This window comes from Streptococcus raffinosi (assembly GCF_030284685.1).
GTDB classification, from domain to species: Bacteria; Bacillota; Bacilli; order Lactobacillales; family Streptococcaceae; genus Streptococcus; species Streptococcus raffinosi.
In genome coordinates this window covers 1-16,308 of sequence record NZ_JASUZV010000001.1, presented here as the reverse complement: position 1 = coordinate 16,308, position 16,308 = coordinate 1, and the positions used below count along the sequence as shown (strand labels likewise).

Annotated in this window: 16 protein-coding genes; all 16 read left to right on the top strand. The window is 39.6% G+C overall.

Annotated elements, in window-relative coordinates; translation table 11 throughout:
- Positions 1-86 precede the first annotated feature (86 nt).
- Positions 87-941 carry a ribosome biogenesis GTPase YlqF gene (gene ylqF / locus QRD39_RS00080; protein ID WP_285955221.1) on the top strand — a complete coding sequence of 285 codons (855 nt, stop codon included), beginning with the start codon at positions 87-89 and terminating at the stop codon, positions 939-941.
- On the top strand, positions 928-1,695 hold the full coding sequence (rnhB, locus tag QRD39_RS00075; RefSeq protein ID WP_285955220.1) for a ribonuclease HII: 768 nt from the start codon (positions 928-930) through the stop codon (positions 1,693-1,695). The genes ylqF and rnhB overlap by 14 nt, the downstream gene beginning before the upstream one ends.
- Positions 1,696-1,704: 9 nt before the next feature.
- A complete protein-coding gene (locus QRD39_RS00070; RefSeq protein WP_285955219.1) occupies positions 1,705-2,625 on the top strand; it encodes an ROK family protein in 921 nt (306 codons plus the stop codon).
- A gap of 68 nt (positions 2,626-2,693) precedes the next feature.
- Positions 2,694-3,533: a DNA-processing protein DprA gene (gene dprA / locus QRD39_RS00065; protein ID WP_021145282.1), complete on the top strand. Its 840-nt coding sequence runs from the start codon at positions 2,694-2,696 to the stop codon at positions 3,531-3,533.
- Positions 3,534-3,701: 168 nt separating this feature from the next.
- Positions 3,702-5,846 (top strand): type I DNA topoisomerase, encoded by a 2,145-nt coding sequence (gene topA, locus QRD39_RS00060; protein ID WP_285955218.1) that lies wholly within the window; start codon positions 3,702-3,704, stop codon positions 5,844-5,846.
- A 114-nt stretch (positions 5,847-5,960) separates the two neighbouring features.
- Positions 5,961-6,785, top strand: a complete 825-nt coding sequence (locus tag QRD39_RS00055; RefSeq protein WP_285955217.1) for a TraX family protein — start codon at positions 5,961-5,963, stop codon at positions 6,783-6,785.
- 35 nt (positions 6,786-6,820) lie between these two features.
- Complete coding sequence (locus QRD39_RS00050) at positions 6,821-7,480, top strand: response regulator transcription factor (RefSeq protein ID WP_143567222.1); 660 nt, start codon at positions 6,821-6,823, stop codon at positions 7,478-7,480.
- Entirely contained in the window at positions 7,471-8,847 is a 1,377-nt protein-coding gene (locus QRD39_RS00045; RefSeq protein ID WP_285955216.1) for a HAMP domain-containing sensor histidine kinase, read from the top strand. The genes QRD39_RS00050 and QRD39_RS00045 overlap by 10 nt, the downstream gene beginning before the upstream one ends.
- A 117-nt stretch (positions 8,848-8,964) precedes the next feature.
- Positions 8,965-10,308 carry a methylenetetrahydrofolate--tRNA-(uracil(54)-C(5))-methyltransferase (FADH(2)-oxidizing) TrmFO gene (gene trmFO, locus QRD39_RS00040; RefSeq protein ID WP_285955215.1) on the top strand — a complete coding sequence of 448 codons (1,344 nt, stop codon included), beginning with the start codon at positions 8,965-8,967 and terminating at the stop codon, positions 10,306-10,308.
- A 177-nt stretch (positions 10,309-10,485) separates the two neighbouring features.
- Positions 10,486-10,899: a nucleoside-diphosphate kinase gene (ndk, locus tag QRD39_RS00035; protein WP_198003205.1), complete on the top strand. Its 414-nt coding sequence runs from the start codon at positions 10,486-10,488 to the stop codon at positions 10,897-10,899.
- A 1-nt stretch (position 10,900) separates the two neighbouring features.
- Entirely contained in the window at positions 10,901-11,194 is a 294-nt protein-coding gene (locus tag QRD39_RS00030; RefSeq protein WP_008534736.1) for a rhodanese-like domain-containing protein, read from the top strand.
- Between the two features lie 212 nt (positions 11,195-11,406).
- Positions 11,407-12,171, top strand: coding sequence for a (S)-acetoin forming diacetyl reductase (locus tag QRD39_RS00025; protein WP_008534735.1), 765 nt, complete (start codon positions 11,407-11,409; stop codon positions 12,169-12,171).
- A 97-nt stretch (positions 12,172-12,268) separates the two neighbouring features.
- On the top strand, positions 12,269-12,433 hold the full coding sequence (locus tag QRD39_RS00020; protein WP_008534734.1) for a hypothetical protein: 165 nt from the start codon (positions 12,269-12,271) through the stop codon (positions 12,431-12,433).
- A 121-nt stretch (positions 12,434-12,554) separates the two neighbouring features.
- Positions 12,555-14,387 carry a translation elongation factor 4 gene (gene lepA / locus QRD39_RS00015; protein WP_164376197.1) on the top strand — a complete coding sequence of 611 codons (1,833 nt, stop codon included), beginning with the start codon at positions 12,555-12,557 and terminating at the stop codon, positions 14,385-14,387.
- A gap of 47 nt (positions 14,388-14,434) precedes the next feature.
- Entirely contained in the window at positions 14,435-15,811 is a 1,377-nt protein-coding gene (locus QRD39_RS00010; RefSeq protein WP_285955214.1) for a hypothetical protein, read from the top strand.
- A 98-nt stretch (positions 15,812-15,909) separates the two neighbouring features.
- Positions 15,910-16,260, top strand: a complete 351-nt coding sequence (locus QRD39_RS00005; protein ID WP_285955213.1) for a hypothetical protein — start codon at positions 15,910-15,912, stop codon at positions 16,258-16,260.
- The last annotated feature ends 48 nt before the right edge of the window (positions 16,261-16,308 follow it).

The window sequence follows — 16,308 nt, the reverse complement described above, 5'->3', positions numbered from 1 at the left end:
ATAAGTAAAGTAAAGCCAAGATTTTGGCTTTTTTTAAAAGAATTTATATGATATTTTACTAAGGCTATTAAAGAGGAGAAAAACAAATGGCAACTATTCAATGGTTTCCTGGTCACATGTCCAAGGCTCGCCGACAGGTCCAGGAAAATATAAAGCATGTTGATTTTGTCACCATTTTAGTGGATGCACGTTTACCACTTTCAAGTCAAAACCCTATGTTGACTAAGATTGTTGGCGACAAGCCTAAGCTTTTAATTCTCAATAAATCGGATCTTGCTGACAGCAATCGTACCAAAGAGTGGCGTACTTACTTTGAGAAACAAGGCATTAAAACTCTGGATATTAATTCCAAGGAGCAGTCTACGGTTAAATTGGTGACAGATGCTGCTAAGAGTCTTATGTCTGAGAAAATTCAACGCTTGCGTGAACGTGGGATTCAGAAAGAGACCTTGAGAACCATGATTATTGGTATTCCAAATGCAGGGAAATCAACCTTGATGAACCGTCTCGCTGGTAAAAAAATTGCTGTTGTGGGAAATAAACCTGGTGTTACAAAAGGCCAACAATGGTTGAAGTCAAATAAGGACTTGGAAATTCTTGATACTCCAGGTATCTTGTGGCCTAAGTTTGAGGATGAATTGGTTGGCTTGAAACTTGCTTTGACGGGTGCTATCAAAGACCAGCTGTTACCAATGGATGAAGTCACTATTTTTGGACTCAACTACTTTAAAACCTACTATCCAGAACGTCTCGAGGAACGTTTTAAAGGGATTGACCTTGAAGAAGAGGCTCCAGAAATCATTATGGAAATGACCCAAAAACTAGGCTTTCGTGAAGATTATGACCGTTTTTACAGTCTTTTTGTCAAAGATGTTCGTGATGGAAAACTAGGCCGTTACACACTTGATATTGTTGGGGTTGATACTGATGGCGACAATTAAAGAAGTCAAGGAACAATTAGCATCTTTGAAAGACCTAGACGACCATCGTTGGGCGACATTTGAGGAAGATAGCCGTACTGGAGTACAGACCGCTATTAAGCAACGCCGTAAGGCCATCCTGGCGGAGATTGCGGAGGATGAGCGTTTGGAAACGATGCTTAATTACGAAAAATTGCTCTATGCCCAGGGAGTTGAACTCATTGCAGGTGTTGACGAAGTTGGACGAGGCCCCCTGGCTGGACCAGTGGTTGCCGCAGCTGTTATCTTGCCAAAGCTTTGCAAAATCAAAGGCCTCAATGACAGTAAAAAAATCCCAAAATCAAAACATAAAGCCATCTATAAGCAGGTAATGAAACAAGCAGTGGCTGTCGGTATTGGTGTTAAGGACAATCATGTCATTGACGATGTCAATATTTATGAGGCAACTAAACTTGCTATGATTGAAGCTATTGAAAACCTCAGTCCTCAACCAGAACAGTTGTTAATTGATGCTATGACTTTAGATTTACCTATAGGACAAACATCAATTATTAAGGGGGATGCTAATTCCTTATCTATTGCTGCAGCATCAATCGTAGCAAAGGTAACCCGTGATAAGATGATGGCTGATTATGATCAAGAGTATCCTGGCTATGCATTTACCAAAAATGCAGGCTATGGAACTAAAGAGCATTTATCTGGTCTGGATAAACTTGGTATCACGCCAATTCATAGAAGAAGCTTTGAACCCATAAAGTCAATGCTTAAAAAGTAGGTGAGCAGAGTGATTGTAGCTATTGATATCGGAGGAACCTTTATCAAGTTTGGTTTAGTTGACGATAATTTCAATATTACCAATCAATCTAAAGTTCCAACTCCAGCAAGCATAGATGATTTCTGGGTAACTTTAGAAAATATTGTTTCATCATATGAAGATGAAATTTCGGGGATTGCTATTGCGTGCCCGGGAGAAATTAATAGTAAACGTGGCTTTGTTTTCAAGGGTGGCCTTATCCCTTATTTAACAGCTATTCCTCTTGGAACAGGTCTATCTAAAACTTTTCAATTACCTGTAAAGGTTATCAATGATGCTGATGCGGCTGCTCTGGCTGAAGCTAGATATGGTAGTCTACAAGAAGTTGATTGTGGTGCTGCTTTGGTTTTAGGTACGGGTGTTGGCTTAGGGCTCGTCTCTCAGGGAGCCCTGTTAACACCTCTCTTGGTTTCCAAATTTCTGAGAGGACCAAGTTCCCAAAGTAAGAGTCAAACGGCTCTCCCTTTCAAGTGGGCCTTGTTTAAGCAGGCACTGATTAGCCTTGTCGATAATAAAGGTTCTGCGGTTGGTTTTGTCCATGAGGCCAGTCAATTACTTGGCTTAGATCAGGATGATGGTCCAGCTGTCTTCTCAGCTATAGAAGAAGGTCAATTTGAAAAACTCAATTCGCTATTTAAGGACTATTGTCATGAAATTGCGGTGCTTATTCTGAATTTACAGACTTTCATGAACTTAGAAAGAGTCGTTATCGGCGGTGGCATCAGCAGACAAGATTCTTTGATAGAAGGTATTGTTAATGCTTATGAAGGGTTATTTAATGAAAAGTCTGATATAGGTTTTGAGCCGATAACAATTCAAGCTTGTCATTTCCATAACGACAGTAACCTCCTAGGCGCAGCGTCTTATTTTATGTCTGAAAATGATTTATAATCAAGGAAAGTTCCATAAAGGGAGCTTTTTTCTTTATCTCTTGCGAATAAAGAAATGGAGGTATTTATATGAATAACTTTGAACTTTTTAAACTAAAAGCCGCTGGATTGACGAATTTAAACATCCTTAATATTTTAGACTATCAGAAGACTCAAGATAGAAAATTAAGTTTACGAGATATGGCAGTGGTTTCAAAGTCTAAAAATGCCGTACTTTTTATGGAAAAATACAAGACTTTAGATATTAAGCAACTTAAAGAGCAGTATCAGCGTTATCCGACAGTATCTATTTTTGACCAGGACTATCCGATTGAGTTAAAGCACACCTACAATCCACCAGTTCTCCTCTTTTATCAAGGAAATATTGAGTTGTTGAGTAAACCTAAGTTAGCAATTGTTGGGGCAAGGAAGTGCTCTGAAACAGGAAAACAGTCGGTTCGTAAGGTTGTTAATGAACTCGGTAATCATTTTACTATCGTTAGTGGCTTGGCGCGTGGCATTGATACCTGTGCCCATATGGAAGCTTTGAAAAATAAAGGTAACACCATTGCAGTTATTGGGACTGGACTAGACGTCTATTATCCTAAAGAAAATAAAGCTTTGCAGGACTATATGAGTAAAAATCATCTCGTGCTTTCAGAATATGCACCGAGTGAACAACCTCTCAAGTATCATTTTCCAGAACGAAATCGTATTATTTCAGGCTTGTGTCAGGGGGTTTTAGTTGTAGAAGCTAAGCTTCGATCGGGAAGTTTGATTACTTGTGAGCGTGCCATGGAGGAAGGAAGAGATGTTTTTGCTATTCCAGGAAATATTTTAGACGGAAAATCGGATGGCTGTCATCACCTCATTCAAGAGGGCGCAAAGTGTATTACGACGGGCTTTGATATCCTTTCTGAGTTTTCTTGAAAATCAAACTTCTCCTATAGAGAAAAAATTTTTTTATTGACAGTTTAAGGAAAGGACGGTATTATGTTAGTTGCTCGGTCCAAGGTGTTGCACTTTTTAATGTCTTGTGACTAAAATATAGACAGATTAATGGCGCAGCCAGTTTATAACAAAATAAGGAAATAATCTATGGCGACAGCAACGACAACAAAAACGAAAACTAAAACAACAAAGAAAACAACGGCTAAAAAGACGACTAAAAAGAGGGCGACACCAAAGAAAAATTTGGTTATCGTGGAGTCTCCTGCCAAAGCAAAAACCATTGAAAAGTACCTTGGGCGCAATTATAAAGTTGTAGCCTCTGTTGGGCATATCCGTGATTTGAAAAAATCAAGTATGTCCATTGACTTTGAAAACAATTACGAACCACAATATATCAATATTCGTGGTAAGGGCCCACTTATCAATGAATTAAAGAAAGAAGCTAAGAAAGCTAAGCAAGTCTTTCTCGCAAGTGACCCGGACCGTGAAGGAGAAGCTATTTCATGGCATTTGTCACATATCCTTGGACTGGATAATCACGATAAGAATCGAGTTGTGTTCAATGAAATCACAAAGGATGCAGTGAAAAATGCCTTTGTGGAGCCACGCGCCATTGACATGGACTTGGTAGATGCGCAGCAAGCTCGTCGTGTCTTGGACCGTATCGTGGGTTACTCAATCTCTCCACTTCTTTGGAAGAAGGTTAAGAAAGGTCTTTCTGCAGGGCGTGTCCAATCGGTAGCTCTTAAGCTTATTATAGACCGTGAGAATGAAATTAAGGCCTTTAAACCAGAAGAATACTGGACTATTGATGGTGCCTTTAAGAAGGGGGCTAAGAAATTTCAGGCTAGCTTCTATGGCTTGGATGGTAAAAAGCTTAAGCTCAACAATAATGACGATGTTCAAGCTGTTCTTTCTCGTATCACGAGTGATGACTTTAATGTTGATAAGGTAGAGAAAAAAGAACGCCGTCGTAATGCACCATTGCCATATACAACGTCATCACTACAACAGGATGCTGCCAATAAGATTAACTTCCGTACACGTAAGACCATGATGGTTGCTCAGCAGTTGTACGAGGGGATTAATCTTGGTTCAGGGGCTCAGGGTTTGATTACCTATATGCGTACGGACTCAACACGTATCAGTCCGGTTGCTCAAAACCAAGCTGCTGAATTTATTACAGAACGCTTTGGTTCTAAGTATTCTAAGCATGGTAGCAAGGTGAAAAATAGCTCAGCAGCGCAAGATGCACACGAGGCTATTCGTCCTTCAAATGTTTTTCAAACGCCAGAAAGCATTGCTAAGTATTTGGATAAGGATCAACTCAAGCTCTATACCCTTATTTGGAATCGTTTTGTAGCCAGTCAAATGACAGCTGCAGTATTTGATACGATGAAGGTTACCTTGTCTCAAAATGGTGTCATTTTCACAGCAAATGGAAGCCAAATCAAGTTTGACGGTTATATGGCCGTTTACAACGACTCTGATAAGAACAAAATGCTTCCTGATATGGCTGAGGGTGATACGGTTAAGAAGGTTGTGACAACGCCTGAGCAACACTTCACCCAACCTCCTGCACGCTATTCTGAAGCGACACTGATTAAGACGCTGGAAGAAAACGGCGTTGGTCGTCCGTCTACTTATGCGCCAACGCTTGATGTTATCCAACGTCGCTACTATGTCAAATTGGTGGCTAAACGTTTTGAGCCAACTGAACTTGGTGAAATCGTAAATAGCTTGATCGTAGAATTCTTCCCAGACATCGTGGATGTTAAATTTACCGCTGAGATGGAAGGTAAACTTGATAAGGTTGAAATTGGTAAGGAACAATGGCAGAAGGTTATTGATGAATTCTTCAAGCCTTTCCAAAAAGAATTGGAAAAAGCTGAAGAAGGTATTGAAAAAATCCAAATTAAGGATGAGCCTGCTGGTTTTGATTGTGACCTCTGTGGTCACCCAATGGTCATCAAACTTGGTCGTTACGGTAAGTTCTACGCATGTAGTAATTTCCCAGACTGTCATAACACCAAGGCCATTACTAAAGAAATTGGCGTTACTTGTCCAACCTGTGGTAAAGGTCAGGTCATCGAACGTAAGACAAAACGTAATCGTGTCTTCTACGGTTGTGATCGCTATCCTGACTGTGAATTTACGTCGTGGGATATCCCTGTCGGACGTAACTGTCCTAAATCAGGCGATTATCTTGTCGAGAAGAAGGTCCGTGGTGGCGGTAAGCAAGTCATCTGTAGTAACGAAGAGTGTGACTACAAAGAATCTGTTGTTAAATAAAGACATAGCTATCTCAAGTTAAGACTTGGGATAGTTTTTTGTATTTTATCCAAAAAACTGATACTTTCCTTAAATTTGTTTTTTATACTGAGAATGAAAGAAAGGAGAGTTATTATGAAACGTTTAAGTCTATCAGGTTTCCAACTCAAATATATAGCCCTCATTACTATGGTATTCGACCATATTCAATATTTTTTTGACTATACTGGGAAAATACCCATTTGGTTTACTATGATTGGGAGATTAGCGGCCCCCTTGTTCCTATTTGCTGTGATTGAAGGTTTCGTTCATACACACAATCGAAAAAAATACTTCCTAAAAATTTATGCTTTAGCGATTTTGATGGGATTGATTCAGTTTGGATTTTATAATTTTCTACATCCTCTTGTAAGGGCAGATGGTTTCTTTCCACAAAATATGATGCTGTCGTCGTTCGCTATTTTGCTCGTTGCTCTTCAAGGTATCGCTTGGATTCAAGAAAAGAAATACCTTAAAGGAATTCCAACCTTACTTTTCCCAATATTACTCCCATTGCTAATGTTGCCTTTTTATCTGCTAAGTGTGAATAAACCTATGTTACTTTTTCTACTAAAATTTCTCAATTTTACAGTGCTACCAGTTCATACATTTATTAGTGATGGAGGAACATGGTTGCTTTTGACTGGTATCGCTATGTATCTTTGTCATAAGAATCTTAAGAAAGAAGTGCTTGCTTTTGTGAGTGTTAGTCTTGTTTGGGTACTAATGGCGATTGTTTTAGGTAGACTTTCTATTCACGATTTAATGTTTAAATACATTGAATGGATGGAACTATTTGCTGCTCCTTTGCTGCTTTGTTATAACGGTCAAAGAGGGAATGGGTCAAAATATTTGTTCTACATCTTTTATCCAAGTCATATTTATCTCCTTTACGCCTTGTCAGTTATCTTCTATAGATGATATGATAAGAGTAACTTTGAACGAAAGGAAAGCTTATGGCTCAGATTCTTGTTATTGATGATCAGGAAGATATTGTGAAATTGGTTGTAAAGGCCTTAGAGCTTCAAAACCATAAGGTGACAGGACTTACGAGTGTTTTGGACTTGGATAAGAACTCGCTTCCACGGTTTGACTTGATATTGCTGGATATCATGATGCCTGATGTTGACGGTCTCCAGTTTTGTCATGAGATTCGGGAACAGGTGGATTGTCCCATCCTCTTTATTACAGCCAAAACGCAAGAGGCTGATATTGTCCAAGGCTTGACTTATGGGGCGGATGATTATATTTGCAAGCCATTTGGAGTTAAAGAACTTCAAGCGCGTGTGTCTGCTCACTTGAGACGGGAACATCGTGAGCGTCATCATAAGCTTTCACTTGGTGATTTTCAGTTTGATTTGTCGGCTCAGGAGCTTTATGTTGAGAATCAGTTGTTAGATTTGACTAAGTCGGAGTACGGTATTTGTCAATTTTTGGCTGAAAATAAGGGCCAAGTCTTTTCAAAAGAACAAATCTACACGCATTTGTATGGCTATGAGGATAAAGGAAGTCCAACAGCTGTGGCTGAACATATTAAAAATATCCGTGCAAAGCTAAAAGAAGTTGGGCAAAATCCTATTGAAACAGTCTGGGGGATTGGTTACAAGTGGCACTAATTAAAAAACGAGAACACTCTCTAAGAACAATTTTGTTATCTTATGTCGTCAGCCTGACGGTCCTCTCGGTAATCAGCAGTCTTCTTATTTTGTCTTTGTTCAGCTTGTCTTATCGTTTTGGCCTTGTGATTCCAGCAAATCAAGTTGAGAGTGATTTGTCCGCTGTGAGAAGTGATATTGAAACTTCTAAGGTCTTTAATCCAAATGTCTTGCCTGATGGTACTCGCTATGTCTTTTTGACTAGGGATTTCAAGCTTAAGAAGTCTAACATGCCAGTTAACTTGCAAGAAGAATCCTTACTAAATTACCAATTCAAGAATGCTCACGGTGGGATATACGGCTATTTTCAGTCTTTTGAACGGTCAGATGGCATAGTCATTGTCAACTATCAACTATCACCTCGGTATCGTAACGCTTGGATGAACCAGTATTTTCCCAATGCTGATCTTATGATGATTGGTTCAATGATGGTGTCCATTTTACTCATCTTTATTGTTTTAACATTGTTCTATGCTAATAAATTACGTCAACAGCTTAGACCAATACTGAGGGCAACTGAGAAAATAGCAGAGCAAGACTTGGATTTTCAAACCTCCCGGTCTACCATTAAGGAGTTCAATCAGGTTTTAAGTGGTTTGGATCATATGCGAGTAGCACTTCGTGAGTCTTTAATGGAAAATTGGAAGGCAGAGCAGGATAAGCAAAATCAGATTTCAGCCTTAACCCATGACTTAAAGACCCCACTGACAGTTGCTCGTGGAAATGCGGAACTCTTAGCTATGACTCCCTTGGATGCGGAACAGATGGACTTATTAGAGCATTTTCAAAAGGGGATTACACAGGTTGATGCTTATGTTCAAGAGTTGTCCGAACTCAACAAAACGAGTTTGACGAAAACCTTGACACTTGAAGACATTTCGGTTAGGGAATTTGTTGAAGACATTTACGCTCAAACCTTGTCACTAGCTCAAACCAAACAAATCAATGTTGCATTTGACAAGAAGGATATTAAGAAAGAAATCATAGGCCATTGGGACAGATCCTTGTTGAATCGAGCTTTTATGAATATTGTTGCTAATGCCGTAGAGCATACGCCAAGTGGTAGTCAGTTGCTCTTAACTGCTAGGGTAGAAGAAGATGAATTTACGTTTATCTGCCTTGACTCTGGCCCTGGATTTTCACTTGAATCCCTTGAAAAGGCCACTCAGCTCTTTTATCAAGAGGATAAAAGTAGACAGAGCCGCAATCATAGTGGCCTTGGTCTGACTATTGCCAATGATATTGTTCGCTTACATCATGGTTGTCTTTCGCTTTCAAATGATGATAATACAGGTGGTGCTAAAGTGACTATCATTTTACCCCTATAAATACAGATGACTCCTAGTCGCCAGACGAGGAGTTTTTTGCTATACTACTAAGAGTAAAAATGAAGAAAGATTTGTGGGGGCAGGATTTCATCTTGTTCCCGAAGAGGTATTAGTGTCATGTCTCAATCAAAAGCAGATTATATTAACGTGATTGGAGCTGGTTTGGCCGGCTCTGAAGCAGCTTATCAGATTGCTAAACGTGGTATTCCGGTAAAACTATATGAAATGCGTGGGGTCAAAGCAACACCTCAGCATAAGACAACAAACTTTGCAGAATTGGTTTGCTCTAACTCTTTCCGTGGCGATAGCTTGACAAATGCTGTAGGGCTTCTTAAAGAAGAAATGCGTCGCTTGGACTCTATCATTATGCGTAATGGAGAAGTTCACCGTGTGCCAGCTGGTGGTGCCATGGCGGTTGACCGTGAAGGTTATGCAGAAGCAGTGACAACTGAAATTGAGAACAATCCATTAATTGAAGTTATCCGTGAAGAAATCACAGAAATTCCTGATGATGCCATTACAGTTATTGCCTCAGGTCCCTTGACTTCTGATGCTTTAGCTAAAAAAATTCACAAGCTTAACGTTGGAGATGGGTTCTATTTCTATGATGCTGCTGCACCAATCGTTGATAAAGCGACTATTGACATGAACAAAGTCTACCTTAAGTCACGCTATGACAAGGGTGAAGCAGCTTACCTAAACTGTCCAATGACCAAGGAAGAATTTATGGCCTTCCATGAAGCCTTGACAACAGCTGAAGAAGCCCCTTTGAATTCTTTTGAAAAAGAAAAGTATTTCGAGGGCTGTATGCCTATCGAAGTTATGGCTAAACGTGGTATCAAGACAATGCTCTATGGTCCTATGAAACCAGTTGGTTTGGAGTATCCTGAAGATTACAAAGGGCCACGTGACGGTGACTTTAAGACCCCTTATGCGGTTGTTCAGCTTCGTCAGGACAATGCGGCTGGTAGCCTCTATAATATCGTTGGTTTCCAAACCCACCTCAAATGGGGAGAGCAAAAGCGTGTCTTCCAAATGATTCCAGGTCTTGAAAATGCTGAATTTGTGCGTTATGGGGTTATGCACCGCAATTCTTACATGGATTCGCCAAACTTGCTTAAACAGACCTTCCAATCAAAATCAAACCCTAACTTGTTCTTTGCTGGACAAATGACTGGTGTTGAAGGTTATGTTGAATCAGCTGCTTCAGGATTGGTTGCTGGAATCAATGCTGCCCGTCTCTTTAAGGGTGAAGATGAAGTTATCTTCCCTCAGACAACAGCTATCGGTAGTCTTCCCTATTATGTGACACATGCTGAAAGCAAACATTTCCAACCAATGAATGTTAACTTCGGTATTATCAAAGAGTTAGAAGGCCCACGTATTCGTGACAAGAAAGAGCGCTATGGAAAAATTGCTGAGCGAGCTCTTAAAGATTTACAAGCTTTTATTCAAGCATAGAAAACAACAAAATCCCTTACTGTATTGGTAAGGGATTTTGTAATTAGCAGCATAATCACGCTAATGGAAAATAGTTAATTTGTTACCTGTCATATAGTTAGAGACTATAAAAGGCCCAAGTCTGCAAAAAGTGGCATCCTGTGGTAAAATGAAAAGAAAATAATGAAAGTTGAAATCATGCAAAAAACATTATTTATCATTAAACCAGATGCTGTTAAACGTCACCTCGTTGGACAAGTCATTGACCGTATTGAGCGTCGTGGCTTTACTATTGAACGTATGGAAATGCTAACGCTTGACCTAGAGCGCCTTAAAAAGCATTATGCTCAGTTGGTAGATAAGCCATTCTTCTCTAGTATTACAAACTATATGATGAGTGGGCCAGCAATTATTGGGATTCTTTCGGGGCCAGGTGTTATCAAATCATGGCGTGATATGATGGGAGCGACAAATCCTGGTGAAGCTGCTCCTGGCACAATTCGAGGTGACTTTGCGACCGCACCCGATGAACATGGCATACAAAATATTGTTCATGGTTCCGATTCAGAAGAATCTGCGGCTCGAGAAATCGAGCTTTGGTTTGGTAAATAACATGGATTTAAAGCAGATTCAAAATGATATAGCTCAAGGTGGATTGCTCATTGATGTTCGTAGTCCGGAAGAGTATGCAGAAGGACATGTTAAGGATGCTTTATTAATACCTCACACGCAGTTTTTCACAGCTGACATTCCAGCTAAAAAAGACGATTCAATTTACCTTTATTGTAAAATGGGACCTCGGGCTGACTTTGCTGCAGCAGTGCTTCATGAGAGAGGTTATAGCAATGTTACCAACCTTGGTGGCTTGGACGACATGGAAGCACTAGGCTTTGAGTTCGTTTTATAATAGGACAAAATAACAGATATTCCTTATCTATTTTCAGAAAAGTATGACATTTACTTGACAACGCTTTCATATAAGCGTAAAATCTTATTTAAGTTAAGACAAAGCTTATGAAAATGACTTTGCCAGAACTTGACTAACTTTGCGTATTCCGATTGAGATAAGCTTTGTTGGATCAACGAAGTAGGGCCTCAATTGGTAGAGGAGGATTTTATATGTCTAAAGTTGCTATTGTTACAGGTGCAGGTCAAGGTATTGGTTTTGCGATTGCAAAACGTTTAGTTGAAGATGGATTTAAAGTTGGGATTTTAGATTACAATGCTGAAACTGCTGATAAAGCGGTAGCTGAATTGTCAGCAGACAAAGCATTTGCGGTTGTAGCAGATGTGTCTAAACAAGCTGAGGTAGCAGCAGCCTTCCAAAAAGTTGTTGATCACTTTGGCGATTTGAACGTTGTTGTCAATAATGCTGGTGTCGCACCTACAACTCCACTTGATACAATCACTGAAGAACAATTCCATCGTACATTCAATATCAATGTAGGTGGTGTGATCTGGGGTGCCCAAGCTGCCCAAGCACAATTTAAAGCTCTTGGACATGGTGGTAAAATCATCAATGCGACTTCACAAGCTGGTGTCGTTGGGAACCCTAACTTGACTATCTATGGTGGTACTAAATTTGCAGTTCGTGGTATCACACAAACTTTGGCGCGTGATTTGGCTGATTCAGGTATTACTGTTAATGCCTACGCACCAGGTATTGTTAAGACACCAATGATGTTTGACATTGCCCACGAAGTTGGTAAAAATGCTGGTAAAGATGACGAATGGGGTATGCAAACATTCGCAAAAGATATCACTTTGAAACGTCTTTCTGAGCCTGAAGATGTGGCAGCTGCAGTAAGCTTCCTTGCTGGACCTGACTCAAACTACATCACTGGTCAAACAATCATCGTTGATGGTGGTATGCAATTCCATTAAGATTAAGAGGGAGAGCGGAAGCTCTCTTTTTTTCTTGAAGAATCATAATATTTCTGATAATATAAGGTTAAATAATTACGCTTAAAGGAGTCTTCCTATGTCAGACATTTTACACTATATTGCTGAGCACCCATTTTTCAGCCTCATTCTATTGGGAATTGTCGTGTTAGCTTTTGGTTTAGCACCATTTTCAAGCAGTTCAACAGAGAACAAACGTTCAGCTATTATTAATAAGCACTACAACGATACTTTTAAGAAGTAGGATGACTTAACCGGAATCAGAAAGCAGATATTAGAGATAGGCAAATGCCTGTCTTTTTTGTATAATAGAAGGTAACGATTAGTTTATCTATAATCACAAGTAAGAACTAGGAAAGATAAGAATGCCAAATATTGAAGAATTAAAACAACGACAGGAGAAGATTCGTAACTTCTCGATTATTGCCCATATTGACCATGGTAAATCAACGCTTGCTGACCGTATCTTGGAAAAGACTGAGACAGTGTCTAGTCGTGAGATGCAGGCGCAACTCCTTGATAGTATGGACCTTGAGCGCGAACGTGGAATCACTATTAAACTAAATGCTATTGAGCTCAACTACACAGCTAAGGATGGTGAAACCTACATTTTCCACCTTATTGACACACCAGGACACGTGGACTTTACTTATGAGGTGTCTCGTTCTCTTGCTGCCTGTGAAGGTGCTATCCTTGTAGTAGATGCTGCTCAAGGGATTGAAGCACAGACACTCGCCAATGTTTACTTGGCACTTGATAATGACTTGGAAATTTTGCCGGTTATTAATAAGATTGACCTTCCAGCCGCAGATCCTGAACGTGTCCGTACAGAAATTGAAGATGTTATTGGTCTAGATGCCTCTGAAGCAGTGCTTGCCTCAGCCAAGGCCGGTATTGGTATCGAGGAGATTCTTGAGCAAATCGTAGAAAAGGTTCCTGCGCCTCAAGGCGATGTAGATGCGCCACTTCAAGCCCTTATCTTTGACTCTGTTTACGATGCTTACCGTGGGGTTATCCTCCAAGTGCGTGTGGTTAACGGAATGGTGAAACCTGGCGATAAGATTCAAATGATGTCTAATGGTAAGACCTTTGACGTTACTGAGGTGGGTATCTTCACACCTAAGGCTGTTGGCCGTGACTACCTTGCGACTGGTGATGTTGGTTATGTGGCAGCCTCAATCAAGACTGTCGCGGATACCCGTGTCGGTGATACAGTAACACTTGCGGACAATCCAGCGGCAGAGCCACTTCATGGCTATAAGCAAATGAATCCAATGGTCTTCGCCGGTCTTTATCCAATTGAGTCTAATAAATACAATGACTTGCGTGAAGCTCTTGAAAAGCTCCAGTTGAACGATGCCAGTCTTCAGTTTGAGCCTGAAACGTCTCAAGCCCTTGGTTTTGGTTTCCGTTGTGGTTTCTTGGGTCTTCTTCACATGGATGTTATCCAAGAGCGTTTGGAACGTGAGTTTAACATCGATCTCATTATGACAGCACCATCGGTAGTTTACCATGTTAACACTACTGATGGTGACATGCTTGAAGTGTCTAACCCATCTGAGTTTCCAGATCCTACACGTATTGATGCTATCGAAGAACCTTATGTTAAAGCTCAAATCATGGTTCCTCAAGAGTATGTTGGTGCGGTTATGGAGTTGGCGCAACGTAAACGTGGTGATTTTGAGACTATGGAATACATCGATGATAATCGTGTTAACGTTATCTATCAGATTCCACTTGCTGAAATCGTCTTTGACTTCTTTGATAAATTGAAGTCATCAACTCGTGGTTATGCAAGTTTCGATTATGAATTGTCAGAATACCGTCGCTCACAATTGGTGAAAATGGATATTCTCCTTAATGGTGACAAGGTCGATGCCCTTAGCTTCATCGTGCATAAGGAATTTGCCTACGAGCGTGGAAAACTTATCGTTGATAAACTTAAGAAAATCATTCCACGTCAACAATTCGAAGTGCCCATTCAAGCGGCTATCGGTCAAAAAATTGTTGCTCGTACTGATATTAAGGCCCTTCGTAAAAACGTCTTGGCGAAATGTTACGGTGGCGACGTTTCACGTAAACGTAAACTCCTCGAAAAACAAAAAGCCGGTAAGAAACGTATGAAAGCCATCGGTTCGGTGGAAGTACCCCAAGAAGCCTTCTTGTCTGTGCTTTCAATGGACGAAGAAGAGAAATAAGAGTAATAGTCAGAATGTGATGTTCTGGCTATTTTTGTAAAAAAGTTATGATAAAGAAGATTCTAAAATTTCCCTTCTCCAAGCGTGGAAGGATTTATACTGCGGCTATACTCATGCTTTTCTTTTTAGGAAATGCATATACAAAGCACAAATTTCATGAAAAAGCTGTAGAAGAGTTGCAGACGGCCCTAAAAGCAGATAAGGTAACTTCCAATGAGATTTTTGGTAGTCGTCAACAATATGTTGCCATTAGTCATGAAGAACCCACTTATTATAATTCTGAAGATAATGTAGCTACTGAATTAATTGGTAGAAATCATTTTGTTCGCTATTACGATACCATGAGTAGTCTGCATCAAGCTCATTTGGTAGTTTATGATATTAACAAAAATTTTGAAAAGAAAATTATTAATTTGACCCCATATTTGAAGAAAATCAAAAATTTTGAAGATATTAAGGAGTTTGGTGTGTCTTTAAGAGAGATTGATGGTTATGATTATGTTTTCTTGACTACTTCTCAAAGCGATAAGCAATTTGCTTATAATCTCGATACCAATCAATTTTTAACTAGAGACCTACCAGATTATTCTTACAGTAAAGATGAATTGCTTTATTTCGGTGATAGGAGTTCTGCTCGTAATCAGGTGAATGACAGTAATATGTGGGGCTATTTAAAAAGAGAGGGAAACTTAGATGAGCTTTTAAAGAAATTGCCAGCTCAAAAAGACAGCTATTTATCAGCACACCTCAATGTTATCCAAGAGATCGATAATGTAGATACTTCAAAACAAGAGAATCAGATTAATCTATTTAATGAAAATCCTGAAGTTAAGCATATTTACGAAGAGGCTGTTAATCAAACAACAAATAGTGATACGTTAAAGAAATTTAAACTATTGACCCGTCAAGGTAAGGAAGGGGATTTTCCAGCCGGTCCAACTGAGCCAGTGAAAAGTTTCCTACCTAATAAACCAAGAGAGCCAAAGAAACTTCCAGAATTTAATGCTCTCCCTGATTCTATTTTTCCTTTTAAAACCTTAAGTTTTAGTGACATTCTTAATAAGAAGGCTCAACAAGACTACCAGAGAGACTATCGAGCTTACGAAAAAGTACGTCAAAAAGCTAAGGAAGATTATAATAGAAAATATAAGGCCTATAAAAAGAAGTTAGCTAAATATGAGTCTTTTAGAGATAGGGAATACGACAAACAATCACAAATCTATTTCTCCCCTGAAGAGCAGACCAATGATATTTTACATTGGTTGGGAACAAATGGAGAGCAAGCAATTGTAATTTCTGTAGAGGATGGTGCTGGTATTAAGAAAGATATTCATTCTTTTACTGATATAAAGGATTGGGTAGATGAACATGATGACGATAACAATATAAAATCTGACTTTAGAGACTATAAAGAAGTTAAATAATACTCTCATGGGTCTTGTAGTCTTAATAGGAAACCCATTACAAGATTTTTTCCCATCTTTAGGCTATAATAGACAAAAAGAAGCGTTGGGAGGTTGCTATGGAGATTACAAACTTTATTCCCAGTCAGCGACAGGCTATTTTGGAGCGTTTTCAGCAGGTGGAGGACTTGGGGTTTGGAGCTATTCGCATTGAGATGAAGGTCTCTAACCCTATCGGTATTATCTATGAGTGTTACCTCATAGCTGGTGACAATTATTTTTCGGATCAGCCTGTGGTCTCTTTCCGTATTTTGTATGAAAAAGATGTCGAGCGTATTTCTTTGGATGTGAATGATATTCCAGGACGCTCCAGTCTATCCAATTATTTACAACTTTTGAATATTTTTGAGGCTTTGCAAAATTATTTGAATCGTGAATTTTCTGGCTCCTTGTCAACTGTAGTGGGTTGATGAAAAGTTACAACCTGGAGAGGACCAAATTGGTTCTCTCCTTTTTGA

Coding starts and splice junctions, on each gene's coding strand:
- QRD39_RS00050 (WP_143567222.1), top strand. CDS start 6,821: ATGGCTCAGATTCTTGTTATTGATGATCAGGAAGATATTGTGAAATTG.
- QRD39_RS00010 (WP_285955214.1), top strand. CDS start 14,435: ATGATAAAGAAGATTCTAAAATTTCCCTTCTCCAAGCGTGGAAGGATT.
- QRD39_RS00020 (WP_008534734.1), top strand. CDS start 12,269: ATGTCAGACATTTTACACTATATTGCTGAGCACCCATTTTTCAGCCTC.
- ndk (WP_198003205.1), top strand. CDS start 10,486: ATGCAAAAAACATTATTTATCATTAAACCAGATGCTGTTAAACGTCAC.
- ylqF (WP_285955221.1), top strand. CDS start 87: ATGGCAACTATTCAATGGTTTCCTGGTCACATGTCCAAGGCTCGCCGA.
- QRD39_RS00055 (WP_285955217.1), top strand. CDS start 5,961: ATGAAACGTTTAAGTCTATCAGGTTTCCAACTCAAATATATAGCCCTC.
- QRD39_RS00005 (WP_285955213.1), top strand. CDS start 15,910: ATGGAGATTACAAACTTTATTCCCAGTCAGCGACAGGCTATTTTGGAG.
- rnhB (WP_285955220.1), top strand. CDS start 928: ATGGCGACAATTAAAGAAGTCAAGGAACAATTAGCATCTTTGAAAGAC.
- trmFO (WP_285955215.1), top strand. CDS start 8,965: ATGTCTCAATCAAAAGCAGATTATATTAACGTGATTGGAGCTGGTTTG.
- dprA (WP_021145282.1), top strand. CDS start 2,694: ATGAATAACTTTGAACTTTTTAAACTAAAAGCCGCTGGATTGACGAAT.
- topA (WP_285955218.1), top strand. CDS start 3,702: ATGGCGACAGCAACGACAACAAAAACGAAAACTAAAACAACAAAGAAA.
- QRD39_RS00025 (WP_008534735.1), top strand. CDS start 11,407: ATGTCTAAAGTTGCTATTGTTACAGGTGCAGGTCAAGGTATTGGTTTT.
- lepA (WP_164376197.1), top strand. CDS start 12,555: ATGCCAAATATTGAAGAATTAAAACAACGACAGGAGAAGATTCGTAAC.
- QRD39_RS00030 (WP_008534736.1), top strand. CDS start 10,901: ATGGATTTAAAGCAGATTCAAAATGATATAGCTCAAGGTGGATTGCTC.